The organism is Pantoea sp. DY-5 (assembly GCF_019795955.1).
In the GTDB taxonomy this organism is placed as follows: domain Bacteria; phylum Pseudomonadota; class Gammaproteobacteria; order Enterobacterales; family Enterobacteriaceae; genus Pantoea; species Pantoea leporis.
On the sequence record NZ_JAIMIE010000006.1, the window covers coordinates 238,137 to 260,134 of the forward strand.

20 protein-coding genes are annotated in these 21,998 nt (G+C 52.9%); 14 read left to right on the top strand and 6 right to left on the bottom strand.

The features are described 5' to 3' along the window. Nucleotides 1-90: 90 nt before the first annotated feature. Nucleotides 91-252 (top strand): YnfU family zinc-binding protein, encoded by a 162-nt coding sequence (locus K5Y30_RS19620; protein WP_217548267.1) that lies wholly within the window; start codon nt 91-93, stop codon nt 250-252. A 4-nt stretch (nt 253-256) separates the two neighbouring features. Beyond that, nucleotides 257-502 (top strand): hypothetical protein, encoded by a 246-nt coding sequence (locus tag K5Y30_RS19625; protein ID WP_222212986.1) that lies wholly within the window; start codon nt 257-259, stop codon nt 500-502. 17 nt (nt 503-519) lie between these two features. Here the strand turns inward: K5Y30_RS19625 and K5Y30_RS19630 are convergent, their stop codons facing one another. Next, nucleotides 520-792 carry a hypothetical protein gene (locus K5Y30_RS19630; RefSeq protein ID WP_222212988.1) on the bottom strand — a complete coding sequence of 91 codons (273 nt, stop codon included), beginning with the start codon at nt 790-792 and terminating at the stop codon, nt 520-522. A gap of 195 nt (nt 793-987) precedes the next feature. Here K5Y30_RS19630 and K5Y30_RS19635 point away from each other — a divergent pair, with 195 nt between their 5' ends. Both K5Y30_RS19635 and clcA read left to right on the top strand, forming a co-directional pair. Then, nucleotides 988-1,464 carry a ferritin-like domain-containing protein gene (locus K5Y30_RS19635; protein ID WP_222183357.1) on the top strand — a complete coding sequence of 159 codons (477 nt, stop codon included), beginning with the start codon at nt 988-990 and terminating at the stop codon, nt 1,462-1,464. A gap of 210 nt (nt 1,465-1,674) precedes the next feature. After that, nucleotides 1,675-3,000 (top strand): H(+)/Cl(-) exchange transporter ClcA, encoded by a 1,326-nt coding sequence (gene clcA, locus K5Y30_RS19640; RefSeq protein WP_370634227.1) that lies wholly within the window; start codon nt 1,675-1,677, stop codon nt 2,998-3,000. A gap of 108 nt (nt 3,001-3,108) precedes the next feature. Here the strand turns inward: clcA and ampR are convergent, their stop codons facing one another. Continuing rightward, the gene (gene ampR, locus K5Y30_RS19645) at nt 3,109-3,993 is read right to left on the bottom strand and encodes a LysR family transcriptional regulator AmpR (RefSeq protein ID WP_222212992.1); all 885 of its coding nucleotides are present in this window, start codon (nt 3,991-3,993) and stop codon (nt 3,109-3,111) included. A gap of 116 nt (nt 3,994-4,109) precedes the next feature. On the opposite strand from ampR, the gene blaPSZ reads away from it, so the two are divergent. Next, the gene (gene blaPSZ / locus K5Y30_RS19650; RefSeq protein ID WP_137387448.1) at nt 4,110-5,243 is read left to right on the top strand and encodes a PSZ family class C beta-lactamase; all 1,134 of its coding nucleotides are present in this window, start codon (nt 4,110-4,112) and stop codon (nt 5,241-5,243) included. A 65-nt stretch (nt 5,244-5,308) separates the two neighbouring features. Beyond that, nucleotides 5,309-5,449, top strand: a complete 141-nt coding sequence (locus K5Y30_RS19655) for a hypothetical protein (protein WP_167391175.1) — start codon at nt 5,309-5,311, stop codon at nt 5,447-5,449. On the opposite strand, the gene K5Y30_RS19660 is transcribed toward K5Y30_RS19655, so the two are convergent. Together K5Y30_RS19660 and K5Y30_RS19665 are read right to left on the bottom strand one after the other, a co-directional pair. Beyond that, nucleotides 5,436-6,548, bottom strand: coding sequence for an MFS transporter (locus K5Y30_RS19660; protein ID WP_222212994.1), 1,113 nt, complete (start codon nt 6,546-6,548; stop codon nt 5,436-5,438). The genes K5Y30_RS19655 and K5Y30_RS19660 overlap by 14 nt on opposite strands. Then, a complete protein-coding gene (locus K5Y30_RS19665; protein ID WP_137387367.1) occupies nt 6,545-7,087 on the bottom strand; it encodes a TetR/AcrR family transcriptional regulator in 543 nt (180 codons plus the stop codon). Before K5Y30_RS19665 ends, K5Y30_RS19660 begins: the two co-directional genes overlap by 4 nt. Before the next feature lie 175 nt (nt 7,088-7,262). Here K5Y30_RS19665 and K5Y30_RS19670 point away from each other — a divergent pair, with 175 nt between their 5' ends. From K5Y30_RS19670 to K5Y30_RS19695, 6 genes are all read left to right on the top strand, one after another. Then, entirely contained in the window at nt 7,263-7,889 is a 627-nt protein-coding gene (locus K5Y30_RS19670) for a response regulator (protein ID WP_222212996.1), read from the top strand. Between the two features lie 29 nt (nt 7,890-7,918). Beyond that, entirely contained in the window at nt 7,919-8,299 is a 381-nt protein-coding gene (locus tag K5Y30_RS19675; protein ID WP_222212998.1) for an Hpt domain-containing protein, read from the top strand. Between the two features lie 301 nt (nt 8,300-8,600). Further along, the gene (locus K5Y30_RS19680; protein WP_222184275.1) at nt 8,601-9,098 is read left to right on the top strand and encodes a fimbrial protein; all 498 of its coding nucleotides are present in this window, start codon (nt 8,601-8,603) and stop codon (nt 9,096-9,098) included. A 48-nt stretch (nt 9,099-9,146) separates the two neighbouring features. After that, nucleotides 9,147-9,851, top strand: a complete 705-nt coding sequence (locus tag K5Y30_RS19685; protein ID WP_192234836.1) for a molecular chaperone — start codon at nt 9,147-9,149, stop codon at nt 9,849-9,851. A 62-nt stretch (nt 9,852-9,913) separates the two neighbouring features. Beyond that, nucleotides 9,914-12,457, top strand: a complete 2,544-nt coding sequence (locus K5Y30_RS19690; protein ID WP_222213000.1) for a fimbria/pilus outer membrane usher protein — start codon at nt 9,914-9,916, stop codon at nt 12,455-12,457. Between the two features lie 113 nt (nt 12,458-12,570). Continuing rightward, nucleotides 12,571-12,864 (top strand): hypothetical protein, encoded by a 294-nt coding sequence (locus K5Y30_RS19695; protein ID WP_222183344.1) that lies wholly within the window; start codon nt 12,571-12,573, stop codon nt 12,862-12,864. A gap of 143 nt (nt 12,865-13,007) precedes the next feature. On the opposite strand, the gene K5Y30_RS19700 is transcribed toward K5Y30_RS19695, so the two are convergent. Then, the gene (locus K5Y30_RS19700) at nt 13,008-14,141 is read right to left on the bottom strand and encodes a fimbrial protein (protein ID WP_222213002.1); all 1,134 of its coding nucleotides are present in this window, start codon (nt 14,139-14,141) and stop codon (nt 13,008-13,010) included. A gap of 499 nt (nt 14,142-14,640) precedes the next feature. Here K5Y30_RS19700 and K5Y30_RS19705 point away from each other — a divergent pair, with 499 nt between their 5' ends. Together K5Y30_RS19705 and K5Y30_RS19710 are read left to right on the top strand one after the other, a co-directional pair. Beyond that, a complete protein-coding gene (locus tag K5Y30_RS19705; protein WP_222183339.1) occupies nt 14,641-15,270 on the top strand; it encodes a response regulator transcription factor in 630 nt (209 codons plus the stop codon). A gap of 122 nt (nt 15,271-15,392) precedes the next feature. Next, nucleotides 15,393-18,896, top strand: a complete 3,504-nt coding sequence (locus K5Y30_RS19710; protein WP_370634228.1) for a transporter substrate-binding domain-containing protein — start codon at nt 15,393-15,395, stop codon at nt 18,894-18,896. A gap of 4 nt (nt 18,897-18,900) precedes the next feature. Here K5Y30_RS19710 and K5Y30_RS19715 read toward each other — a convergent pair whose 3' ends face one another. After that, nucleotides 18,901-21,741 (bottom strand): transporter substrate-binding domain-containing protein, encoded by a 2,841-nt coding sequence (locus K5Y30_RS19715; protein ID WP_222213005.1) that lies wholly within the window; start codon nt 21,739-21,741, stop codon nt 18,901-18,903. Nucleotides 21,742-21,998: the final 257 nt, after the last annotated feature.

Below are 21,998 nucleotides of genomic sequence, written 5' to 3' on the forward strand. Positions count from 1 at the left end.
GTTGAAGATCTTTAACCTGGTTGTCAAGTGTTAGCTGCAATGAAAAAAATCAGGTGTGTTAGAATGAGTTAACTGAAAAGGAAATAAATCATGAGCTGGTTAAATCAATTTTTAGAAAGCTTATCACGCCGGGAAGTCAAAACTCAGTGTCCAGTCTGTAAAAAGTTTTGCCCACAATCTTCCTTAAAGCAAGCACGCGGACAAGCTATGTTATGCCCGCACTGTAAATCACTGTTTATTGCCGAGGAGTAAGAGAATGCGCCATATTCTTGAATGGATTGATGTAAATGAACAAGCGCCCGGCTTCAAGCAGGAGTGCATCGTGCAATTTGAAAATGGTGAGGTGCAGGGCGGTTGGCTTTACGGCGGGCAATCGCGCAGCGGCGAGCATATTTTTCTTGAGGCGCATGCGGAATATGAAACCAGCATGGATGTGAATTTCTGGATGTCTTTGCCGCCAGCGCAACCGGACCAACTCGCTGCGTTTCATTCGCCGATGTGAAAGACCGCAAGATAATATTATCGCTCATATTCGATAAATGACCGCTGCGCTTCAGCCTGATCGACAAACTGAAAAGCCACTGGATGTATTAATTCTTCATCACAATACCAGCAGTCATTAACACGTTTAAAAACGTCACCCTGATGAAAGGGTTGGGCTTTATCCAAACGCATAACGGCATATTTGCCATTATTGAAGGTAACTTCATAAAGAGAAATTAAACCGAGCGGCATTAATCTGCGTTCGTGAATAATTTCGCCGTTGAGTTCTGGCGGGGCTGGCTTTTTCATCACGTTCTCTCCGAATGACCTGTTTTAAGTCTGGCAACGATTCAAACAATATGGTGAGTTTATTTTCAGGCTTCGCTTGTGAATTATGTAATGTCCGCCATGATTAAGTCAGGCTTATGTGCCGGCGTAATTTCTTGTTCATTCTCGCCCATGGTTTTACCTACCTAATATCCCCTTCTACTAAAAGGCATTATTATGACGATTAAAACACTTCAAGATCTGTTTGTGCATGATCTCTCTGATATTTACAGCGCAGAAAAACAGATTACTAAAGCGTTACCAAAAATGATTCGCGCCGCCTCCGATCCTAATCTGGTCGCAGCTTTTAAACAGCACCTCGAAGAAACGCGCGGACAAATTGAACGTATTGATCAACTGGTTGAGCTCACAGAAGGCGTGCAGATTAAACGGATGAAATGTCATGCGCTGGAAGGTCTTGCTGAAGAGGCGCAGGAAATTATCGATGAAGTGGAGAAAGGGCCAGTTTGCGATGCGGGACTGATCGGTGCCGCGCAGAAGGTTGAGCACTATGAGATCGCCACCTACGGTACTTTGCGTGCGTTAGCCCTGAAACTGGATTATCAGGATGCCGCGAAGTTGTTGGGTGAAACGCTGGAAGAAGAAAAAGCCACCGACGAAAAACTGACGCTGATTGCTGAAGAGCAGGACTAATTCCCCGTGGAGGAGGCTAATGCAGCCAGCCTCTTCCAACCTGAAAAATCCGCTTGCGAATTCCTGGGTTAAAAATCACTTCATTCTCAGTATGATAATCCCTCTTTTCTCAAACTAACGTTTGAACACTGTTCTGAAAACAGAGGGATTTGCATGCCTGCTAATCATCACTCCGCAGAGCCCAAAACGATTTTACGTGCCGGGCGCTTCATGCTGATGCAGAAACTATTACGCCGCGACAAAACGCCCGTCGCACTGTTGCTGCTGGCCGCGCTGGTCGGTGTGTTAACCGGCCTGGTTGGCGTAGCCTTTGATAAAGCCGTGAATTTTGTGGTGCAGACGCGATTGAGCTGGCTCGCGGATGCCGGTGACAATCTGCTGGTGAAAATAATCGGTGCATTTCTGCTTTCGGCATTATTGGGCGCAATCGGCTATTTTCTGGTGCGACGTTACGCGCCGGAAGCGGGCGGATCGGGCATTCCCGAAATTGAAGGCGCGCTGGAGGAACTGCGTCCGGTGCGTTGGTGGCGCGTGCTGCCGGTGAAATTCATTGGTGGCATGGGCGCGTTGGGTTCAGGCATGGTGCTGGGTCGTGAAGGACCGACCGTGCAGCTGGGCGGCAATATCGGCGGCATGTGTGTTGATCTGTTCCGCGTAAAATCTTCTGAGTCTCGCCACACATTGCTGGCAACCGGCGCTGCCGCGGGTTTGTCGGCCGCTTTCAACGCGCCGCTTGCCGGCATTCTGTTTATTATCGAAGAGATGCGTCCGCAGTTTCGCTACAGCCTGATTTCCATCAAAGCGGTGTTTGTTGGCGTCATCGTTTCCAGCATTGTTTTCCGCGTGTGCAATGGTAATGAGGCGATCATCAATATAGGTCAACTGCAGGATGCGCCAACCAATACGCTGTGGCTTTATCTGCTGTTAGGCGTGTTATTTGGTGGCTGCGGCGTGGCGTTTAACCGCTTCATTTTCCTCGCGCAGGAACAGTTTCAGCGTTTGCACCAGGGTCGCATAGCGCCGTGGGTGATGTGGGGAAGTTTACTGGCTGGCGTGTGCGGCGTGATTGGTCTGTTGCTGCCACAAGCCATCAATGGCGGGATTGCCTTAATTCCTGATTTCTCCAGCGGCGGTTACAGCGCGCTGGCACTGTTTCTGCTCTTCGCACTGCGCACAATCATTACCATCTGCTGTTTCTCCTCTGGCGCGCCAGGCGGTATTTTCGCCCCGATGCTGACGCTAGGCACGCTACTCGGTACCTGCTTCGGACAGCTCTGCATGCAATGGCTGCCGGGTTTACATCTGGAGCCGGCAACCTTTGCCGTGGCCGGTATGGGCGCGCTGTTTGCGGCCTCGGTGCGCGCGCCGCTGACCGGCATTGTGCTGGTGCTGGAGATGACCAACAATTATCAGCTGATTTTGCCGATGATCATTACCTGCCTCGGCGCGACGTTGGCTGCGCAGTTCTTCGGCGGCAAACCGCTGTACTCTTCAATTCTTGCGCGCACGCTGGCGAAGGCGAAACAGATAGCTTAATGCATGGCTTACGTGCGGGCGCTGACGCATCTGCTGCGGCGCGAGGACCACCGGACCAAAAGTGACTCCGGCCTGCGCATTCGCGCTACAAATCACGTGTTCGTTTAATTAATACGCACCGGGCAAAAAGGTATTCATCAACCAACCCGAAAACGCCGTCATCGCGGCGCCTTCTGGCCTCGATTGCAAACGCGTTAACCAGTAGCCGCCGAGATCGATTTCAGCAGGAAAAGGGCGCACCAGCTTCTCGCTTTGCAGCAGGTGATCGAAAATCCTCACCGGTGCCAGCGCAATCCCCGCACCCAACAATGCCGCTTCAATCATCGTCAGGGATGAGTCAAATATCATCACCGGATGCGCAGGCGATGGCGCATGTTCGTTAATGCTTTGCAGCCATTGGCTCCACTCATCACGCCGGAACGAGCGCAGCAGGGTAAATTTGTGCACGTCTGCAGGCTGCTGCAACTGCCGGGCAATGGCCGGATTACACAGCGGCGATAGCGGGGCAGGACAAATAAACTGCGCCTCGGTGCCGTGCCAGGCGCCGCTACCAAAGCGAATAGTGTAATCGTGGCCTTCGGCAGCCGGATCGACGCGATTGTTGTGGGTGGAGAGTTGCAGCTCAATGTGCGGATAGCCGCGGTTAAAATCCTCTAATCGCGGCAACAGCAAACCGGTGGCAAAGCTTCCCACCACGCCGACTTTCAATTTCTCGCGCATCTGTCCGGATGAGAAACGATCCAGCGTATCGGCAATCCGATCGAAAGAGTCGTTGAGCACTGGCAACAGGCTTTCACCTTCTGTGGTCAGCATCAATCCGCGCGATACCCGCACAAACAGCTGGCAGCCGAGCTGCTGCTCCAGCGATTTTACCTGCTGGCTCACGGCGGCATGGGTTACGTGCAGCTCAATCGCCGCATTAGTAAAACTTAGATGACGTGCGGCGGCTTCGAAAGCTCTGAGGGCGTTAAGGGGAATATAGGGGCGAGTCATGCGCTTACCTGTAAGATTTTCTATTGTCTGACGCTAAAATTAACAGTTTGTTGCACCCTGTCAAATTAGGCAAACTGCCCGCGGAACAACAACCCGGAAGGTTAATAACAGTGAAATTGATTTCTCAAACATTGATAGCTACAGCACTGACCTCGGCGTGCTCCATGGCGTTCGCCGCGAAGGCGGATGTGCAGGCAACCATTGATCAGGCGATCAAACCGCTAATGCAGCAGCAATCGATTCCCGGCATGGCGGTGGCGGTGGTGGTTAAAGGCCAGCCTCACTATTTCACCTGGGGCATGGCGGATGTCAAACAGCAGCGCCCGGTCACCCAAGACACGCTGTTTGAGCTGGGTTCGGTGAGTAAAACCTTCACCGGCGTGCTGAGTGGCGTTGCGGTGAATAAAGGCGAGATCGCGCTGAGCGATGCTGCCAGCAAATATTGGCCGGCACTGAACACGCCGCAGTGGCGCGACATCACGCTGCTGCAGCTGGCGACTTACACCGCTGGCGGCTTGCCGCTGCAGGTGCCCGATGCCGTGACCGAAGAAAAGGCGCTGGCGAACTTCTATCAACAGTGGCAACCGCAGTGGGCGCCGGGCAACACGCGTCAATATGCCAACAGCAGCATCGGCTTATTTGGCTGGCTGGCGACGAAACCCAGCGGGCTGACTTTTGAACAGGCAATGCAGCAGCGCGTATTCACGCCATTGCAGCTCAAGCACACCTTTATCACCGTGCCTGACGCCGCGAAAAATGCTTACGCATGGGGCTACCGCGAAGGCAAACCGGTGCGCGTGTCGCCGGGCATGCTAGATGCTGAAGCCTATGGCGTGAAGTCGTCGATTAAAGATATGGCGCGCTGGATGCAGGCCAATATGGATCCGCAGCAGGTTAACGATAAGCCGCTGCAGCAGGCGCTGGATTTCGCGCAAACGCGTTTCTATCGCACCGATGCGCTCTATCAAGGTTTGGGGTGGGAGATGCTGGATTGGCCCGCTCAGGCGGAGATGGCGGTGAAGGGCGCGGATAACAAGGTGGCGCTTGGGCCGCAGCCGGTGCGGGATGCCGAATCACATCCGCGTGTCAGCGCGTCGTGGGTGCATAAGACTGGCGCAACCGGTGGCTTCGGTGCTTATGTCGCCTTCATCCCGGAGAAACAGGTTGGCATTGTGATATTGGCGAACAAAAATTATCCCAATACCGAGCGGGTTAAAGCCGCGATGCAGATTCTGAAAGCGTTGCAGTAAGCGTATGGGGCGAACTCCTCGCCCCATCAACTACACTTAATGGGTGATCAATAAAGGAGCTTCAGATGAGCAATCACCCTAAAGATAAACGCGACGTGAATGATGAAAAGCATCCCGCCAAGGACAATCCCAGCGAACACGGTGAGATCCCCAGAACGCGCGATGACAGTGAAGACGACAAAAAAGATCCGTTTAACGACGAATAACAAACATCATTAGCAACGGCAGCGCGGCAAACAGCGTTAATGCGGTTGGCGCGCCTGCCAGCATAAAGAGTTGTCCAAACAGCAGCGATCCCATCACCTGACCCGCAGCCAACATAAAGAACAAGATGCCTACGCCAACGGCGGGGGCATTGTTGGTTGCTTCTGCGCCCCACACCAGCAACACGCCCGAGAGCGTAACATACGCCGCGCCACCCAGCGCCACGGCGGGAAACAGCCAGGCTGAATAGTGATGGCTGAACGCCAGTAGCAATAAGGGCACGGCAAGGCAGCATTGCGACAGCCAATAAACCCGCTTCATCCCCATCCATTTCGCCATCGGGCCGGTGAGCGCGCCGATAATGCCTGCTGCGCCAGCGATGAGCCACAACAGGCTAACCATGCGGTCGCTGACCTGAATGTGATGCAGCAGATCCGGGCCGAAGCTCCACCAAGCCGCGCTGGCGACGCCGCTGAACAGTGCAATGAAGATAAGGCGCTGCAGCGAGCGCTGCCGCAGGTGGCTTAACCAGGATTCACGTTGAGCGTTTTCATTGTGATTGGGTAGCTGGCGCCAAATCGGCACCAGGCAGATCATCGCCAGCGCGGCAAAAACCGTACAGGCGATGCGCCAACCGCCGGGCAGCCAGTACAAAATTGGCACTGACAACATAATGCCCATGCTGGTTCCGGCATTGATAACCGTGTTCATCGGCGGCTGTTGCTCAGCCTCAATACGCTGGCTGACTGCGCTCGCTAACGCAGGCGAGGCGAGACCGGCGCTCATGCCGGCGATAAACAATCCGACGCCGAGCATCCACGGCGATACCGCGCTCGCGATGATCAACAAACCCAACGCGGCACACAGCGCGGCAACCGCTGCAGGAAATCGCGGCCCGGCGCGGGCGGTCATCATCGGCGCGATCAACACCGCCACACAGTAAGCGGCAAAGCTACAGGCCGAAAGCACGCCAGAAACGCGCCGGGTAAAGGGGATGTCGTGCATCACCTCGGGCATCATCAAGCCCCAGGCGAAACGCGCCATACCGTAGGTCACCGCGATAAGTGCAAATCCGGTGATGCCGAGCGCCGTACCCTTCATGTCTGTTCACTGAACGCGATAAGCTGCAGCGCGGCGTTTTTACCGGCTTCGCACGCCTGCGCCGCGCCGATGATCAGCGCGGAAGTCAGCACACCTTCAAACAGCAGCCAAACCGCATCCGCTAGCGCGACATGCTGCTTGCCGAGCGCCTGCTGAATGGCGCGTGCAATGTAATCGCGCATCTTGTGGCGATAAGCCAGCGCCTGTTCGGCTAGCGCGGCATCTTCTCCGGCGTATTCGCCCCATGCCTTGAGAAACAAGCAGCCATTATTGCCATATTGCTGCATCCAGTCGGCCATCGCATCGAACATGTGGCTGACCGCTTGCGGATGGTCCGGCGATTGCAACGCGGCGAAGAAACGATCTTGTCGCGCCTCCAGCACTGCGGCCGTTAGCGCTTCACGCGAGGGGAAATAGCGATACAAGGTGCGCGTCGAGACATTCGCCTCGCTGCAAATGCGATCGGTGCTGATGGCGTGAAAGCCGTTGAGATAGAACAGCCGCTCAGCGGCATTGATGATATCGAGTTTCTTTTTCATCCTTAAAAAGTAAACCGATCGTTTTACTTTTGCAAATTTGGCTTGTCATCCATTTCGCCAATTTTGTAGGACATTTCCCCGGAGTTGGGAATATCGCACCGCTTATCTGATTGTTTTATTGGTAAGTTATTTTAAACTACTTGGGACAACTCCTGTCGTCGTAGAAGAGGTGAAGATGGCGAGTATTTTGATAATTGATGATCATCCAGTCGCACGTCTTGCGGTTCGTTTTTTACTGGAAAAAGATGGGCATACGGTGGTAGCCGAAGCGGAAGAGGGCCACCAGGCGTTGAAAATGATCAACGAACATCATCCCGATCTCATCGTGCTTGACCTCGATATTCCTGGACTAAGCGGCATTGAGCTGATCGTGAAATTGCGCGCAGTGGAATATCGCGGTGGCATTCTGGTGTTAACCGCTCGCGATGATGACCACTATTTGAGTCGCTGTATGAGCACCGGGGCCGATGGTTTTGTCGGTAAGCGTAATAATCTGGAAGAGCTGGGTGATGCGGTGCGCGCCGTGATGCGCGGTTACGGCTACTTCCCGCTGAAGCGCCGCGATAATAAGGGCACCAATAAAATGCCCGAAGCGGAAGTGGATGCGATTAAAAATCTCTCAAGCCGCGAATTTCAGGTTCTGCAGCATCTGGCGCGCGGTATGAAAGTGATCGATATCTCTGAGATCATGCACATCAGCAACAAAACTGTCAGTACTTACAAAACCCGCATCCTGACCAAACTGGCGCTGAGTTCAACACTCGAATTAATCGATTTCGCGCGTCGTCATCATCTCGATTAGTGTGCTGTGTTGCACAGAAAGAGGCTCTCTTGGCTAAATCTGCAAAACCCTTAGATTCACTACTTAGCCTGGAGCGCCTGCGCACGTTAACTGGCCACGATGAATCCCTGCTTTGCGCCATGCTTGCCATGACACTAAAAAGTAATTCCACGGATTTAAACGCAGCTGCAGCGCTTTATGCCCGCGCGGATTGGGGTGAACTCGCCAAAAGCGTGCACCGTATTGCCGGAGCCGCGCAGATCACCGGCGCTCGTCGCGCTGAACATGCCTGTCGCCAGTTAGAAACAGCCTGCCTGCAATCTCCCCCTGACAACATCTTCTTAGCCAATCTGTGGTCGGAAGTCTCTCCAGCAGTTGAAGAGATCAATGCCAGTATTGCTGATTACCTCGAGCAGCATTCTGCTCAATAAATCCTGACGCCCGCATCAATGCTTACATTGGACTACAGCGGCCTACAAAATGGACTACAAGAATTACAGCCTATCTTGACAAATGTAGGCCTCCGCTCTGATACCTGACATCCCCTGTAAACCGTAATCTTTACGCCATCAGACGGACACCTTCCCTTAAGCAACACCAGGTCTTCTTAAGGGTACTCAGTCTGAGGACCGGAGCGATTAGCCTCCACGTAAAAACGACAAACAGGGAATCATTCTCGTGAGCAAAACTACTCAATCTATTTTCGCTGCTTCCGCTTTGGCTCTGCTGGTGATGAGCGCGTCGTCTCAAGCTGCGTCAACCGGCACCATCACCTTCAACGGCGAACTGACAGCCAGCACCTGTGACGTTATCGTTGACGGCCAGACGGCAGATGCCACTGTCGTGCTGCCAACGGTATCAACTAATCAGCTGACAAACGCTGCTCAAGTTGCGGGTCGTACTGGTTTCAACATGGCGCTGACCAACTGTACTGGCACGCTGCAAACTGCTTCAGCGTTCTTCGAAGCGGGCGCGACGGTTGACACCGTTAATGGCCGTCTGAAGAACACCTCTGCAGGTGGCGCAACTAACGTCAGCTTGCAGTTGCTGGATGGCGCTAACTCAAGTGTGATTCAGGCGGGTAACCAGAATCAGATCACCCAAAATACTTACGCCAGCGTCGCGAGTGGCAGCGCAACTCTGCCGTACGCCGTGCAGTATTACGCTGAAGGTGCGACTACCGCGGGTCTGGTTAAAAGCAGCGTCGTTTACTCGATTATGTACAAGTAATCGCTGTCAGGTGGGAGCAATCCCACCTTTACATCTCAGGATTCACACATGAACATCTCCATCAGAAAAACCCTTCCTTTTTTCGCTCTGTTTTGCACCGCGTTAATTAGCAGCCAGGCTTTGGCCAGCATCGTCATTACTGGGACGCGCGTTATTTATCATCAGGATGACAAAGAAGTCTCCGTGCAACTGAAAAACGTGGGAGCTTCACCCGTGTTGATCCAAAGCTGGGTTGATAACGGAGATGCCAATGCGACGCCTGAGAACATTCAAACGCCTTACATCATCACGCCACCGGTGAACCGTGTTGATGCAGGGAAAGGGCAGACTTTACGTTTGTCTTTAAGCAATTCTGGCGCGTTTGCCCACGATCGTGAATCAGTGTCATGGCTAAACGTGCTGGAGATTCCGGCTAAAACCAAAGACAAGGCGGAACTTAATACCTTACAGATGGCGTTCCGCACCCGTATCAAACTGTTTTATCGTCCAGCAGGACTGAAGGGCGATGCGAATGAAGCGGTGAAATCGCTGAATTGGTCTGTGAGTAATGGCCAGCTGAAAGCCAGCAATCCAACGCCTTACAACGTCTCGCTAGTGACGGTTACGGTGAATGGACGCACGATTGACGGTGAAATGGTGCCGCCACTCTCCTCGTTGACTTTCAAAATCAGCGCCAGCGCAGGTGCGAACGTCAGCGGCGACTACGTTAACGATTTCGGGGCCGTTCAGCCTTTTACCGCTGCCATTAAATAACTTCTCTCTTGAATCTCTATCTCCTATAGCCGGCATGTCAGGACGTGCCGGAAGGCACGCTTATGACTTTTACCAGAGAATCTTCAATGCCACTGCGTTACACCTTATTAGCGAGCGCGGTGTTTACCGCGTTATTAAGTGGCGCACATCAAGCCTTTGCCGCTGAAGAGGCGGAGTTTGACGCCAGTTTTTTACAGGTCAGCAAAGGAGGAGCCATCGATCTGAGGCGCTTTAACCAGGGCGCATCGGCTACACCGGGCACCTATCGCACGTTGGTGTACGTTAATGAACACTTGATTGCCAATCAGGATATCAACTTCCGCGAGATGGCAGATAAGCAAGTTCGCGCCTGCATACCTTCATCATTGCTGAAAAAGATCCCGTTTAATGCCTCGGCGCTGCCAGCGTCGGCTGCGGATCTGCTCACGAGTGAAAAGGATTGCAGCGATTTAACGTCTGTATTGCCGGACGCCAGCGTGAGCTACGACAGCAACCAGTTGCGTCTCGACATCTCCATTCCGCAAATCTATCTGAATAAGGTGCCACAGGATTACGTTGATCCAGCGTTATGGGATGAAGGGATCCCGGCCTTCATGTTGGGATACTCGACCAATGCCTACACCAGCCGCTCGGCGGGACAGGTGTATAAATCCTTCTTTGGCGGCGTGAACGCAGGGTTGAACATCGGCGGTTGGTACCTGCGTCACAACGGCAACTACAACTGGCAGCAACAAGGCGGCAGCGGTTATCAGTCGCTTAATACCTATGTGCAGCATGATGTAGTGCCATTGCGTGGACGCGTTGTCGTCGGGCAATCAAATACCAGCGGTGTGATTTTCGATACGCTGCCGTTCAGTGGCGTTCAACTGGCCAGCGACGAGCGCATGTTGCCGGAATCTCAGCGCGGCTATGCGCCGGAAATTCGCGGTATCGCGCGCACCAACGCACGCGTAACGGTTAGTCAGCAAGGTCAGGTGATTTATGAAACCACCGTGTCGCCGGGCGAGTTCCTAATCAACGATCTTTATCCTACCGGCTACGGTGGCGATCTCGAGGTAACGGTGATCGAAGCGGATGGCAGTAAAAGCAGTTTCCGCGTGCCTTATGCAGCGGTAGCGCAATTGCTGCGCCCAGGAACATCCCGCTATGACGTGACGGCGGGTAAATTGCGTGCCGACTACATTCGTGATGACGTCGCGCTCTATCAGGGCACCTGGCAATATGGCTTAACTAACAATGTTACCGGTTACGCAGGATTGCAGGCGAGCCAGAATTATTACGCGCTGCAAGGCGGAATGGCGTTAGGTACCCCGCTGGGTGCTTTTGCTTTTGATATTACGCAGGCGCGCACCCATCTGCGCAGTGTTGATGAGCAGCAAGATGCCAGCATAACCGGGCAAAGTTACCGTATTAGCTACAGCAAAGCAGTGCCGGAAAGCGGCAGTAATCTGTCAATCGCTGCTTACCGCTTCTCAACGTCCGGCTATATGGATTTTATGACAGCGATGCAAAGCCGTGATGTGCTACAGCGTGGCGCTAGCCTGGATTCCGTATATCGTGCCAAAAATCGTTTCTCGGTCACCGCCGGACAAACGCTGCCGGATGTATGGGGAAATGTCTACCTCAGTGGCTCGGTGCAGGATTACTGGAATCGTGAAGGTAACGAAAAACAGTTCCAGCTTGGCTATAACAATCGCACCGGTTCCGTGTCATGGGGCATTTCCGTCAACCGTAGCTACAGCAGCTATGGCAGTTCACAAAACAGTTACTTGCTGAGTTTCAGTATGCCGCTGGGTAGTGATAATCAACGCCATACGCCGCTATTCCGCACTGAACTTTCACATGACAATGATGGTCGTTGGGGGCAACTCGCCTCGATTGCCGGTACGGCGGGAGATAATAACCAGTTCAGCTATGGCGCAACGGCGCGTCACGCTGCGGCAGGTGATGGCAGCAGCGGCTCGCTCAATGGACAATATCGCGCCAGTGCTACTAACCTCAGCGGTTCATTGAGTACGGGTAAAGGTTACCAGAGTGGTTCTGTAGGACTCAACGGTACGATCGTGGCACACAGCGGTGGTGTAACCTTGAGCCCGTACACCGGCGATACCTATGCACTGGTGGAAGCTAAAGGTGCGCAGGGCGCGAGCGTGTCGTCCTATCCGGGCGTGTTTGTCGATAACAGCGGATATGCGCTGGTACCTTATCTCAACCCCTATCAGATGAATGAGATCGTGGTGGATCCCAAAGGCACGTCAGCGGGCGTAGAACTTGAGAACACCTCTTCACGCGTCGCACCTTATTCAGGTGCGGTGGTGAAAGTGAAATACAAGGCGCACCGTGGTCTGCCAATACTGATTTCCGCGAACTGGCAAGACAAACCTTTACCGTTTGGCGCCGATGTGCTGGACAGCAAAGGCAAGCAGGTGGGTTCTGTAGGTCAGGCGGGACAGGCATATGCCTTGGTGGAACAAGAGCAGGGCACATTGACGGTGCGCTGGGGTAATAATGCAAATCAATCGTGTCAGTTACCCTATAAACGCATGCCTGAAGCAAAAAACAGCAAACCTGCACTGCAATCCTTTAATGCGGTTTGTGGTAGCTAAACGATAAGTGCCTGGTGGAGCAACTCCGCCGGGCAGTTAAACATCGCTAAAAATTTTAGTTTTGCCTAATCTGGCCGATTATTAAGGTGTCATTCTTGATAAGAGGCCACAACATGACTCCCCGCAACGCCATCCTGTTTGCCTTTCTCACCAGCTTATATTCAGCCAATGTGCCAGCTTCGGGCAGCACGCTTCATTTTCAGGGTTATTTAAAAGAAGAGACGTGCGAGATAACCTTGCAGCAAAAAAATGTTAAGACCCATTGTCCCAGAACCACTCAACCGCGTATTTCAGCAATTCACTCTGATGTCCGATTCAAGGCTTTGCCTAGTCATCAAGGCAGTATGAAGTTAGTGTGGATTGATAATACAAAGCAGAAAGGAATTATTACGACGACCTATCGTTGAGTATTGCAGGTGAATGGAACGCGATTGACTGCGACCTAACCAAAACGGTTGGTTTGCGCGTTTCCTACTAACATGATGGGATTCAGATATAAAAATGGGAATAAGGTATACAACCTTATTCCCGCTCATTTAACAATGCTTAATCAGTAATAGCTTATATTGAAAATCACTTTACCATTTGCAACACCAGGTGAAACGTTGCCGCCTGTTTTGATATAGCGTGCGGAGAAAGGCAATAAAACCGTCCCCACCGCGTTACTGGCCATATTTTTATCGAGCGTCTGGTTGAGATTTACCGGTGCAGGTGAAACCTTTCCGTCGGCAATTTGAATACCTATACCTTGTGCGGAATCAGCACTGTTGTCTAGGCTCATAATGCCCTGAGCGGCGTCAATGACCCCATTACTCGGTGTGAATCTAATCTTGATAATGTTCGTCACCCAGGTTCCTGCGGCAAATCCACTGCCAGTATGATACGTAGGCGGTGCGTTGGGATTGGAATAATTACCCTGAAATGCTGGGCAGTTGGTCAATCGAATATCAAATGGCACCCATGAGGTGGCATTGGCTTTGCCTGTACCAAACCAGCTATTGATTTCCCATTTGCCCATGTTGACGTTGACATCGGGTGTGGTGCAACTGGCAGCGATCACATTCAGACTGCCGGAGAAGTTAAGTCGATAGGGCGTATCAGGAATATTTACTACAGGCGTAACAGATCCGGTGGTCAATAAAACGGTTGGCAACTGTGCACCATTAACTGTACCTGCACTCATTGGGCCGGTCTTAATAAAATGAAGAGTAAATGAGTTACCATAATAAAAATGATAGGCTGTATTTCCCACAGGCGTCGTCCACTTTTTTACCGCTGAAGTGGTAATGGCTTGATTGGCGGTAGTACCGTCATTATTGACAATGGCGACACCAAGACCGGGAACACCTGTTTGAAATACTGCGCCCGCATAATTTCCAGTCCAGCCCGGAACTAATGCCGGTGCATTGGTCAGGCTAAGATACTGGTCAATACTGAACCCATTTGATGTTCCTTCAGGACGACAAACTAACCAAGGTTGTTTACCTGTACTGCCTATCACCTTAAGGGTATGCACTGTCGAGCCAACCGGAACGTCAGCGCCAACGGAAATATTCGCAACTGAAAGCGGAACAGTTAAATTTACCGGGCCAGAACCGGGATCATAATCACAGCGATCTGCCCAAGCCAATTGGCTTGTGGTATTAATCAGTGAAAATAATATAGCGACAATAATTTTCTTCATGACAAACTCGAATTCACGCGTTTAGTGGAATGTGCTAAAGGCAAAGTTAGGGATTGGACGTCATTTTAATAATTGTTTTACCGGCACTCCATCAGAGTGGAATCGCAATTATGTAAGGCATTTCGTACAAACAGCGTTAGCGAGATTTTTATCTACTTTGAAAAAATAGTGTTCTGCTTATTCACAGGTCACGCCTCTCATCCTTATGCACCGTTCTGCAACGAGCGTATCAGAAAAAAGCTATGCCACGACTCACATCCATCTTCCCGCTGGGTAAAAATTCTCTGAGTCCTACAATTTGGTAAAATGTGTTGTTAAGTTATATTGTTACAGCAGGACGAGTAGGATCGGATTGGCGCAAAACTGCTGAAAAGCTCAGGGTCAGGAATAGGAAGCATAAGTAATTTCCTACAGACCATTCTGTTAAAACCGGATAGTGTAATCCGCCCTGGGAACTCATTGATAACCCGCTCAGCGTAGTCATCAGGATCTCATTTCTATGAAAAAAGTAATCATTGTTGATGACCATCCGGTTATCCGATTTGCCGTAAAAATGTTGCTGGAACGCAATGAGATGGAAGTGGTGGCCGAAACCAATAACGGTGTCGACGCTATTCAGAAAACACGGGAATGTTTGCCAGATTTAGTGCTGCTGGATATTGGGCTGCCAAAGATTGATGGTTTCCAGGTGCTGGAGCGGCTGCGCACCCTGAATCTGCGGCTAAAAATCCTGGTGCTGACGTCGCAGTCCAGCAGTCATTTCGCCCAGCGCTGTAAACAGGCGGGCGCCGATGGCTTTGTCACCAAATCCGATGATATGAGCGAGTTATTAGACGCCATCAAAATGGTGATGCGCGGCTACAGCTTTTTCCCGCAATCAACACATTCATCGCTGGATTCAACCTACAGCGATCAGGATGACGCCGGATTGTTAGAACAACTTTCCGATCGTGAACTGAGCGTATTAATCAGCATCGGTAAGGGCATGGGTAATAAACAGATTGGCGAACAATTGCTGCTGAGTGAAAAAACGATCAGCACTTATAAACATCGCCTAAAGCAGAAGCTCAATGCGCAGTCGCTGATCGATCTAATCGATTTTGCCCGTCGTAACAACCTGATCAAATAGCCGGTGCTATGCGTACGCTTTGCTGCATTTTCCTGATATTGCTCTGTGCCGCGCGAGTTCCTGTGCAGGCGAAAGAGTTCCATTTACTGACTCGCGCCTCATTTGAGGGGCTCAAACCGCTAGTGCTTTCGACGGAAGACCGTCATCTGCTGCAGGATAAAAAGCAGTTAGCAATGGGCATTTTTCCCAGCGAGTCACCGCCTTATGGCATGACTAACATGCGGGACGAATATGAAGGATTGAGCGCCGACTATGCTGGACTGGTAGCTAAACAGCTCGGCTTAACGCTGCACATTGAGCAATATGCGTCGCTGGAGCAAGCACTCAATGCGTTGAAAAGTGGCAAGATCGATTTGGTGCCGTCGCTCACTGCGCGGCAGGATGAGAGCCCGCTGCTTTTTTCTGATCCTTATGCCAGCGAACAACCGGTTCTCGGCATGCGCGCCAACGATAACGACCCTTTGCCCGGCGATCTCCACAATATTGATGTTGCCGTGGTGAAGACCTATCTGCCTTTAAGCCTGCTGCGTCAGGCTTATCCGCACGCTAATTTCCGCATGTATGAAAATTATCAGGATGCGCTGAGCGCCGTCTCCTTTGGAACCGCGCGTGTCTATCTGGGCAACAGTTTTTCCCTCAGCCGTAACTTTTTAAATAATTTGCGCATGGTCCGCTTTAGCCAGCTGCCGCAGAAGATGATCAGTTTTGCGTTTTCCGAGCAGGCGACAGAACTTCAAACGCTGGTGAATCGTGCAATCAGTAACGTGCCGCAGGAAGAGAAAAACGAACTGTTGCGTATTTGGCAGCCCGACATGGTGGGGATGAACCAGTCGCTGAATACCCCACCTTTCACCGCTGAGGAACGTAAATGGATGATGGCGCATCCGGTAATAAAAATGGTGATGTTCAGCCAGGACAAAGCCGCGCCGATGACCATTATCGATCAGAGTGGCGCGCTGCGTGGCATGGTGAGCGACCTCATCACGCTGGTGACATTAAAAACCGGCTTGCGCTTCAGTTTTGAAACCGTGGATACCTCCCAAGAGTTGGTAAACCGTGTCAACAGCGCCGATTTTGATATGTTCGCCTCGCTGACTCCCAGCGCTCAGCGCGAGCAGCAAATTCTGTTTACCCGACCTTATCTGCGCAGCACCTTTGCCCTGACCACGCGCGTGGGTAACAACGATATTCATTCGCTGCCCGATCTGCGCGGCAAGCGGCTGGCGATGGTCGCCAACACCAGCGTCGAAAATATGGTGCATGCGCGTTATCCGGAAATCGAGATTGTGCCGGTACAGAACATCACAGAAATGATGGCGAAGGTGGAAAAAGGCCAGGCCGATGCGGGCGTCGATATTCTGGTGATGGTGGATTATCAGATCAAAACTCACTTCCAGAATAAGTTAAAGATGGTCAGCGCGATTGGCAGTTCGCCCGCGTGGGTTTCGTTTGGCGTTGGACGCGCCGATCCCGAACTGCGCAGCATTCTCGATAAAGTGCTGCTGAGCATTCCGCCGGTGGAGATTGAGGAGCTGGCTAACCGCTGGCGGCCCAGCGACCTGATTGTTTACGACAGCTTCTGGCAGCGCTATCAGGCGGTGCTGATCGCCAGCATCATCTTCTTTGTATTGCTCATGTTGATGGTGATCGGCTGGGCGCTGTATCAGCGACAAATTATCCGCCGGAAAGCCGAGCTGCGGCGTGAACTGAATGTTCAGCTGGCACAGTTACAAGCGTTGGTGACCAGCATGCCGTTCCCGGTTTCACTGCGCGACAAAGATGGTCGTTTAACCTACTGCAACCAGCGCTATTTAGTGGAAACCGGTGTGATTTATGAAGAGGCGTTGGGCAAGACCATGCCCGAACATCCCGGCTTACGCACGCCAGAGCAGGCGGCGTTTTATCACAATCAGCTGATTGATGTGGTAAAAACTGGCGTTCCGATCGTCGAAGATCGCCGTTACGACTTGTGGGACAACCCGGATTCTTCGATTGGCGTCACCGTTTATCAGTGGATTCAGCCGTTTAACGACAGCGATGGCAACGTGGTCGGTGTTATCGCCGGTTGGATGGACATCTCCGAGCGTGAAGCGCTGTTTGCCGAACTGCGCGAAGCCAAAGAGCGGGCGGAAGATTCCAGCCGCGCTAAATCGGTGTTCCTCTCGACCATGAGCCATGAAATCCGTACGCCAATGAATGCGATTATCGGCATGCTGGATATGGCGCTGAAAAAAGGGCGCAGCGGCGAGCAGGATTTGCAGGCTTTGGAAGTGGCGTACGAGTCGGCAGAAAGTCTGGTGGGGCTGATTGGCGATATTCTCGACATCTCGCGCATCGAGGGCGGCCAGCTGGAATATCATCCGGAAGCGGTGCATCCCGGCAAGCTGATCGATAACCTGATGAAGGTGTTTCAGGGGCTGGCGATCGACAAAAATATTACCCTGACAAAGCACATCCCTGAAGAAGGGCTCGAGCAGGTGCTGGCCGATCCGTTACGCATCAAGCAGGTGCTTTCCAATCTGTTAAGCAATGCGATCAAATTCACCGATCAGGGCGGCGTCTCGCTGATGCTCACCCAGCAGAAAGATGTCGCCGCAGGCCGCGTTTATCTGGTCATCGAAGTGCAGGACAGCGGCATTGGCATTGATGAAAAACAGCAGGCCGCGCTGTTTAAACCCTTCAGCCAGGCCGATAACCGCCGCGCGGGAACCGGGTTGGGACTTTATATCAGCCGTACCATCTGTGAAAAAATGGGCGGTACGCTCACGCTGAGCAGCGAAAAAGGCGTAGGCACCTGCGCCCGCGCCACCTTAATGCTGCCGATGGCGGAGAGTCAGAGCATCACATTGGAAGACCAAGCCGAAGAGGGCGAAAAACTGCCGCTTCGTTCAGTGCTGGTGGTGGACGATAACGCCGCAAACCGCATTCTGCTGGCGAAACAGTTGAGCTGGTTGGGCCAGCATGCAGATTTAGCCGCCGATGGTCACGAAGCGCTGCAGATGTGGCAGCGTGGCAATTACGATGTGGTGATCACCGACTGCAACATGCCGGGGCTCAACGGTTATCAGATGACCGAGATCATTCGTGAATCCGAAGAGGATCTCGGACGCAAGCCGATCTGGATTATGGGCTTCACGGCAAATGCGATGCATGAAGTGATCGAGCGCTGTCTGAATGCCGGCATGAACAGCTGCCTGTTTAAACCCTGCTCGATCAGCAGCCTGGCGGCGGCACTGCGTGCGATTGGCGCGGAACCCTCTCCAGCGGATATCACCGTGCCTGCAGCGCCGGAAAGCAGCGACGTCGATCGTCAGATGGAAGCGGCCATGCGCGATTTGATGGTTGCCACACTGGCGGAAGATTTGACGCAGTTAAACGAGCTCAACCTCGAACACCATCGTGCTGAAATTGCCGATCTGGTACATCGCATCGCGGGCAGCGTGCGTATCGCCCGCCAGCATCGGTTGGCTGATGCCTGTCTGCAACTGGAGATTGCCTGCCGCGATCCACAACAGCAAAGCGACGAATTGCAGCCACGCTTGAGTGAGCTGGTTACGCGGTTGGCAGCTTATCAGGCGCAGCTGGAGAGTGCAGCGGTTCTGAGTGATATCGCCGAAGAGGAGTGAAGGGTTAAAAGCCGGCGCGCTGGGCGGAATCTGTGGTTTCCTTTGTGCACAGACAATTCGACAGAATTTCACGTAACTCTGTTGGCGTAATCGGCTTGGTCAGGCAGCCATCAATGCCTGCGTTGCGGCAATCTTCGGCGGCATCAAAACTGCTCATCGCTGTTAAAGCGTAGATGGGTGTTGCTGCCAGCTGCTGGTTTTTCTCCTGTTGCCGAATCGCAAGGCTCATGGCAAAACCGTCCATCTGCGGCATGGTGCAGTCGGTAATGATTAATCCAATCTCATGCTGATGTTGCTGCCAAAGCGTCAGACCTTGCTGGCCATCTAACGCGCTCAGTACCTCGCAGCCCGCCTTTTGCAACTGCTGGCTCAGTAACAGGCGAGCGGGGGGATAATCGTCAACAATTAGCACTTTAAGGGTGGGCTGTGCCGTAGCGCGCGGTGCAGCTGGCGATGCGTTTACCGGTGCCGCAGAGAAGTGCAAGCTTACGCTGTTGCTTTCACCGGCAACGCTGTTGACTTTGAGCTGCGCACCGGCGTCCTGCGCCATACGCTGGCAGGCGGCCAGGCTAAAGCCGGTTTCCGCCCAGGCGCGCGTATCGTCAGCGCCTTGCAAGCTTTCCCAGCGCTCGGCCAGCAAGCCATCGCTCTGATTGCTAACCGCGATCGCCAGCGGTAAATAGCCATTAGGTTCCTGCGTTTCACAGCACAGCGTCACCGTGATATCGCCTTGCTGAGTGTGTTGAATGGCATTACGTAACAGGCTGGAGGTGATCCGAATGATCAGCAGCGGATCGAACTCCACGCGCGGCGCAAGGGGATCGAGCGTAACATGCAGGTGCAAACCTTTCTCCTCAGCTTGCTGCTGAAATAGCGCCACCGTACTGCTCAGTAATGAAGGCAGGTTCACCACGCGGATGCGGCTCTGTTCATCACGCGCTTCGGCGCGGAAAATATCAAACACATCGCCGGTGATGGAGAGCAGCGAGCAGGCGGATTCATACACCGTTTGCAAATTTTCATTGTGCTGATGCTGGCTGTGTAATCGCTCCAGCTCTAACTCCAGCAGGCCGGTAATGGCGTTGAGCGGGGTGCGAATTTCGTGGCCCATGCTCTTCATAAACGCGTTACGCGCCGCGAGCACCCGATCATTTTCTGCTTTGGCTTCCTGCAGTTGACGAATCAAAGTTTGATTACTGTTGAGACGTTCACGCAGGGCCTTTAGCGACTGGCACAATCGACCAATCCACCAGCCTACCAACAGGAACAACAGTAACCCCAGCAACAGGGTGATCGCGATTAAGGTGGGGGAAAACGCGCGTGCTGATTTCTGATCCGGCGCCAGGAGTGTGTCACGCCAGGAACTGGCCATACTCATCAGCCTATCGGGAGGCGTTTGTTGTAGCGCTTTGTTGAGAATACTGAGAGCAGGTGAGTCTGCTCGTTGAGCGGCAAAGCCCACGCTGTAAGGTTTTACCGGCAGCGAAAGCGACTGGTGTAGACGGTGGAATGGGTTGCGCTTCAGCTGATACTGTACCGAGAATTGCGATCCAATCGCGCCGTGCGCCTCGCCGTTGTTGACCAGCACCAGCGCCTGCTGGAGCGTGTCGGTGACGATCAGTTGCAACGTGGGATACCAGGTTTCCAGCCACGGAATCAGCGGATTATTCTGCTGAATAGCAATTCTTTCGCCCTCCAGCTCGTGCAGTGAAGCAGGCTGAAGGGTGTTGCGTTGCATCACCAGCAGCGCTGGCGTCACCAGCCAGGGCTCACTTTGCGTCATCGACAGATCGGCGGCTTCCGGTTCCCCCGGTATCGTTAGGCTGCTGGCCAGCACCGCCTGCGGATATTTCACCCAGAGCGCGGTCAGCTGTGCATCGTCTTCAGCCATTTGATAGTTGAACTGTAAGCCGAAGCGGTCGCTGATGTGCCGCAGCACATCGACCGCAAGTCCAGAGGGTTCACCTTGCTGGCTGATATAACTGATAGGTTCGCGACGACCATCGAGCAATACAGTGATGGCCGGATTTTGCTGGCTCCATGTCAGCTCTTCCGGCGAGAGTGATAACGCGGGATGACCGATCACCGCTTCACGATCCATGCCCCAGCCTTGTGCAATGCGCAAACGGCTTACCAGCGGCAGATGAGTGAGCACATTATTGATGGCGCTTAGCAATTGCGGTTCGGCAGCCGGCACGCCAAAAGTGAGCCGGAACTCGCCGAGTGAAGGATGCGGCAGCAGCCACAGATTGTCGAGTTGATTATTACGCTGAAGATAGCTGGCGGTAGCATGGCTAAAACCGGCGGCAGCGGATTGACCAAAGGCGATGGAATTGATCGCCTGATAGTAATCTTCAAACGCTTCCGGCGAAGGACTGATATCTGGCAGCGTTTGACTATCCAGCATGAGTAACGGCAGCTTACCGCGCGGCGCTTGCTGTCCGGCGCGCGTGACGATCACCGCTCGGTCGTTTAGCCATGGCAATGAAGCATGCACCGACATGTGCGGCGAGAGATCGGGTGTCCAGATCGCCAGCATGTCGACTTTTTTATGATTCATCGCGCGAATCGCCTCTTCACGGCTGCGATAGTGAGTCAGCTCAAAATGTACCTGTAGCGTCGATTCGAGCAGCGCCAGGTAATCTGCGTCAATGCCCGCCAACTGTCCACGCTCCATGCCCAAGCTAACCGGCGGTTGTGACGCGCCCCAGACGCCGACGCGCACCACGGGATGCGTTAGCAGCCACGCGCGAACATTCGCGGCAAAGGTCACCGGCGGCGGATTGACTTCAATGCGCGGGGCCAGCGTCAGCACGTTTCCTTGCGCATGTGGCAGCCCTGGCATGAAAACCAGCGTCAGGAGAGCAAGCAAGAGGTAAAAAAGCAGTCCGTTTTTCATCGTCACATAACCGGTAATGTTTCTACCTTGATTTTGACGTAATACTGCATGGAATCAGCCAGGCCAGGTCTTGGTTTTTAGTAGTAAGTGTATGAAAAATAATATAAGTATTTTCCTACGCGCGCCTAAGCATTCAGCGCTTCAGAAAAGTCCCGGTAATGCCTATGCTGGGCCAAACCGTATCAATATGAGTTTCAGGTTAC